The following is a 5388-nucleotide window of genomic DNA, read 5'->3' as shown; positions in this document are numbered from 1 at the left end:
CCGCGGCGGCCGACGGCGCCGAGGTGGTGCAGTTCTTCCTCGGTGACCCGCAGAGCTGGAAGAAGCCCAAGCCGCGCGACGACGCCGAGACGCTGAAGGCGTCGTCGGTCCCGCTGTACGTGCATGCGCCGTACCTGATCAACGTGGCATCGGCCAACAACCGCATTCGCATCCCGTCGCGCAAGATTCTGCAGGACACCTGCGACGCGGCCGCGGACATCGATGCGACGGCGGTGATCGTGCACGGCGGCCACGCCGACGACAACGACATGGAGGCCGGCTTCGAGCGTTGGGTCAAGGCGCTCGACTACCTGGAATCGGACGTCCAGGTGTACCTGGAGAACACCGCGGGCGGCGACCACGCGATGGCTCGTTACTTCGATACCATCGGCTGGCTCTGGGATCACATCGGCGACAAGGGAATTGGCTTCTGCCTGGACACCTGCCACGCGTGGGCGGCGGGTGAGGAGCTGGTCGACGCGGTCGACCGGATAAGGGCGCTGACGGGCCGCATCGACCTGGTGCACTGCAACGACTCGCGGGACGCGGCGGGCTCGGGTGCGGACCGGCACGCCAACTTCGGCACCGGTCAGATCGATCTCGAGCTACTCGTCGCGGTGGTCAAGGCCGCCGACGCGCCGGTCATCTGCGAAACCGCCGACGAGGGCCGCAAGGACGACATCGCATTCCTGCGGGAAAACACCGGCGGCTGAGGTTCAGTCCGGCCATGCGCCGCGCGGCGGCCACGCTCGTTTGCCTGATGCTGGTGATCGCGGCATGCTCGCCGCGGGAGCCGCCGCCGCCGTCGGGCTTCGTGAGCGGCACCAGCGTCCACACCATCAAAATTGGCGGGCTGGACCGCACCTATCGGCTGTACAGGCCCGCGGCGCTGCCCGCGTCGGCCCCCCTCGTGGTGGTGCTGCACGGCTACTCCGGCAGCGGCAAACAGGCCGAAAGGGATTACGGCTGGGACCAATTGGCCGCATCGAACAAGTTCCTGGCCGCCTACCCCGACGGCCTGAGCCGGGCCTGGAACGCCGACGGGGAAGGCTGTTGCGGCAGGCCGGCACGCGAAGGCGTCGACGACGTCGCCTTCATCGGCGCCGCCGTCGCGGACATCACCAGGAATGTCAGCGTCGACTCGTCACGGGTGTACGCCACCGGCATCAGCAACGGCGGCATCATGTCCTACACGCTGGCGTGCAACACCGGTGTATTCGCCGCGATCGGCCCGGACGCGGCGACGCAGCTGGATCCCTGCCCGTCCCCGCACCCCACGTCGGTGATGCACATCCATGGCACCGCCGATGCGCTCGTCCCCTACCAAGGCGGGCAGGGCTTCAGCGTCATCAACGGTCCGTCCGTGCCGGAAGTGAATGCGTTCTGGCGCAACGCCGATCAATGCGGCGCCCCCACCGCCACGACCAGCGGCCCGGTGACGACATCGACGGCCGCCTGCGCCGACAACCGCAGGGTCGTGCTCATCACGATCGATGGCGGAGGCCACGCTGAGTGGCCTTCTTTCGCGACCCAGGCGCTCTGGCAATTCTTCGCCGCGCACCCACGCCGATCATTACAGCTCTTGTGCGACCGTCGGAAAAATGTAACATGGGTGGCATGCCAGACACCCATGTCGTCACCAACCAGGTCCCGCCGCTGGAGAACTACAACCCCGCGACATCCGCCGTGCTTGTCGAGGCCCTGATCCGCGAGGGCGGGCAGTGGGGCTCAGAAGAGGTGAACGAGTTCGGGGCGCTTGCGGGCAGCCGCGAAGCGCAGCGGTGGGGCGAGCTCGCCGACCGCAACCGGCCCGTGCTGCACACCCACGACCGGTACGGCCACCGCGTCGACGAGGTGGAGTACGACCCGGCGTACCACCAGCTGATGCGCGCGGCGATCGGCCACGGCATCCACGCCGCGCCGTGGGCCGACGGGCGACCGGGTGCGCACGTCGTGCGGGCCGCCAAGATGTCGGTCTGGAATGTCGAGCCCGGTCACACCTGCCCGGTCTCGATGACCTACGCCGTCGTTCCCGCGCTGCGCTACAACCCCGAACTGGCCGCGGTCTACGAGCCGCTGCTGACCAGCCGCGAGTACGACCCCGAGCTGAAGCCGGCCACGACGAAGGCCGGCATCACCGCGGGCATGTCGATGACCGAAAAGCAGGGCGGCTCCGACGTGCGCGCCGGCACCACCCAGGCAACCCCGAACGGCGACGGCACGTACAGCCTGACGGGCCACAAATGGTTCACCTCGGCCCCGATGTGCGACGTCTTCCTGGTCCTCGCCCAGGCGCCGGGCGGCCTGTCGTGCTTCCTGCTGCCGCGGATGCTGCCCGACGGCACCAGGAACCGGATGTTGCTGCAGCGCCTCAAGGACAAGCTCGGCAATCACGCCAACGCCTCCAGCGAGGTCGAATACGACGGCGCGATCACGTGGCCGGTAGGCGAGGAGGGCCGCGGCGTCCCCACCATCATCGAGATGGTCAACCTCACACGGCTCGACTGCACGCTGGGCAGCGCCACCAGCATGCGCACCGGCCTCACCCGCGCCATCCATCATGCCCAGCACAGGAAAGCGTTCGGCGCCTACCTGATCGACCAACCGCTCATGCGCAACGTGCTGGCGGACCTGGCGGTGGAGGCAGAGGCCGCCACGATGGTCGCGATGCGGATGGCGGGCGCCACCGACCGCGCGGTACGCGGAGACCAGAGGGAGGCGTTGCTGCGCCGAATTGGCCTGGCGGCCAGCAAGTACTGGGTGTGCAAGCGCTCCACCCCGCACGCCGCCGAAGCGCTGGAATGCCTGGGCGGCAACGGCTACGTCGAGGATTCCGGGATGCCGCGGCTGTACCGCGAGGCGCCGCTGATGGGCATCTGGGAGGGCTCGGGCAACGTCAGCGCGTTGGACACGTTACGCGCCATGGCCACTCGCCCCGAGTGCGTCGAGGTGTTGTTCAACGAACTGGCGCAAAGCGCCGGCCAGGATCCGCGGCTTGGCGCCTACGTCGAGCGGCTGCGGCAGGACCTGAGCGACCTGGACACCATGCAATACCGCGCCCGCAAGGTCGCCGAGGACATCTGCCTGGCGCTGCAGGGCTCGCTGCTGGTGCGTCACGGGCACCCCGCGGTCGCCGAGGCATTCCTGACCACCCGCCTCGACGGCCGGTGGGGTGGGGCCTTCGGCACCATGCCGGCCGGCCTCGACCTGGCGCCCATCCTGGAGCGCGCACTGGTAAAGGGCTGAGCCGCAACATGACTTGCGCCGGCGACGATGCAGTGGGGGCACCTCCCGCTTGCGGGGGACGAAGCGGTGAGGTGGGGGCACCGCCCGCCTGCGGGGGAGAGCGGCGCCAATGACTCACGCGATCAGGCAGGTCGACTTTGACAACCTAAAGACCATGACCTACGAGGTCACCGACCGGATTGCGCGGATCACGTTCAACCGGCCCGAAAAGGGCAACGCGATCGTCGCCGACACGCCGCTGGAACTCTCCGCGCTGGTAGAGCGCGCCGACCTCGACCCCAAGGTGCACGTCATCCTGGTGTCCGGGCGCGGCGAGGGTTTCTGCGCGGGATTCGACCTGAGTGCCTACGCCGACGGCACCGGTTCAGCCGGCGGGTCCGGGACCTATCGGGGCACCGTGTTGGACGGGAAGACCCAGGCGGTGAACCACCTGCCGAACCAGCCGTGGGACCCGATGATCGACTACCAGATGATGAGCCGCTTCGTGCGCGGGTTCGCCAGCCTGATGCACGCCGACAAGCCGACGGTGGTCAAGATCCACGGCTACTGCGTAGCCGGCGGCACCGACATCGCGCTGCACGCCGACCAGGTGATCGCGGCCGCGGACGCCAAGATCGGCTACCCGCCGACGCGGGTGTGGGGCGTGCCGGCGGCCGGCCTGTGGGCGCACCGGCTGGGTGATCAGCGCGCCAAACGCCTTCTGCTGACCGGTGATTGCCTCACCGGCGCGCAGGCCGCCGAGTGGGGCTGGGCTGTCGAGGCGCCCGACCCGCAGGACCTCGACGAGCGCACCGAGCGCCTCGTGCAGCGGATCGCCGCCATGCCGGTCAACCAGTTGATCATGGTCAAACTCGCGCTCAATTCCGCTCTGCTGCAACAAGGGGTGGCCACCAGCAGGATGGTCAGCACCGTCTTCGACGGCATCGCCCGGCACACGCCCGAAGGACACGCCTTCGTGGCCGACGCGGTCGAGCACGGCTTCCGGGAGGCGGTGCGGCATCGCGACGAGCCGTTCGGCGACCACGGCCGCCGGACCTCGGGCGTGTGACCCGTTGCCAGACATGACAGCCCGCTCGGTGGTGCTCAGCGTGCTGCTCGGCGCCCACCCGGCCTGCGCCACCGCCGGCGAATTGATCCGCCTCACCGATGATTTCGGGATCAAGGAGACGACGCTCCGGGTGGCCCTGACCCGCATGGTCGGCGCGGGAGACCTGATCCGGTCGGCCGACGGCTACCGGCTCTCGGATCGGCTGCTGGCCCGCCAGCGCCGCCAGGACGGTGCCATCGACCCGCGGGTGCGCCCGTGGAGTGGGGAGTGGGTCACGCTGATCGTGACCAGCGTGGGCGGCGACGCCCGGACCCGGGCCTCGCTGCGAACGGCCATGCACGACAAGCGCTTCGGCGAACTCCGCGAAGGCGTGTGGATGCGGCCCGACAACCTGGAGCTGGACCTCGATCCCGAAATCGACGCCCGGGTGCGGGTCCTGCGAGCACGCGTCGACGACGCCGCCGAGCTGGCCGGCGAGCTGTGGGACCTGCCGGGCTGGGGTGAAACCGGCCACCGGCTGCTCGACGAGATGGCCGCCGCACCCGACATACCCGCCCGGTTCGTGGTGGCCGCGGCGACGGTGCGGCACCTGCTCACCGACCCGGTCTTGCCCGACGAACTGCTGCTCGCCGACTGGCCGGGTGCGAGGCTGCGGGCGGCGTACCACGACTTCGCCACTGAGCTGCTGCAGCGGCGGGAACCACTATTTGCGGAGGCAAAATGAGCGATCCGGTGCGTATCGAGCGCAATGGCCCGGTGACCACCGTGGTGCTGAACCGGCCCGAGGCCCGCAACGCCGTCAACGGCCCCACGGCCGCGGCGTTGTTCGCGGCGTTCGAGGAATTCGACCGCGACGACACCGCATCGGTGGCTGTGCTCTGGGGCGACGGCGGCACCTTTTGCGCCGGGGCTGATTTGAAGGCCTTCGGCACGCCGGACGCCAACGCCGTGCACCGAACCGGTCCCGGACCGATGGGGCCGTCACGGATGCTGCTGTCCAAACCGGTGATCGCCGCAGTGAGCGGCTACGCGGTCGCCGGGGGTCTGGAGTTGGCCATCTGGTGTGATCTGCGGGTAGCCGAAGAGGACGCCGT

Annotated in this window: 6 protein-coding genes; all 6 read left to right on the top strand. The window is 69.4% G+C overall.

Annotated elements, in window-relative coordinates:
• Window positions 1-713: deoxyribonuclease IV (locus tag JO059_RS14675; RefSeq protein ID WP_293319900.1), on the top strand; the 713-nt coding region annotated here is incomplete at its 5' end.
• A gap of 47 nt (window positions 714-760) precedes the next feature.
• Window positions 761-1705: a PHB depolymerase family esterase gene (locus JO059_RS14670; RefSeq protein WP_366516212.1), complete on the top strand. Its 945-nt coding sequence runs from the start codon at window positions 761-763 to the stop codon at window positions 1703-1705.
• Window positions 1618-3246, top strand: coding sequence for an acyl-CoA dehydrogenase family protein (locus JO059_RS14665; protein ID WP_293319896.1), 1629 nt, complete (start codon window positions 1618-1620; stop codon window positions 3244-3246). Before JO059_RS14670 ends, JO059_RS14665 begins: the two co-directional genes overlap by 88 nt.
• Window positions 3247-3355: 109 nt before the next feature.
• Entirely contained in the window at window positions 3356-4294 is a 939-nt protein-coding gene (locus JO059_RS14660) for a crotonase/enoyl-CoA hydratase family protein (protein ID WP_293319894.1), read from the top strand.
• 4 nt (window positions 4295-4298) lie between these two features.
• Window positions 4299-5018: a PaaX family transcriptional regulator C-terminal domain-containing protein gene (locus JO059_RS14655; protein WP_293319892.1), complete on the top strand. Its 720-nt coding sequence runs from the start codon at window positions 4299-4301 to the stop codon at window positions 5016-5018.
• A partial coding sequence (locus tag JO059_RS14650) for an enoyl-CoA hydratase-related protein (protein ID WP_293319890.1) occupies window positions 5015-5388 on the top strand: 374 nt, incomplete at its 3' end. The genes JO059_RS14655 and JO059_RS14650, both read left to right, overlap by 4 nt.

It is taken from the genome of Mycobacterium sp. (assembly GCF_019247615.1).
Lineage (GTDB): Bacteria > Actinomycetota > Actinomycetes > Mycobacteriales > Mycobacteriaceae > Mycobacterium.
Note: the sequence above shows the minus strand (reverse complement) of the source record. Positions and strands in the feature narration are given on the sequence as shown.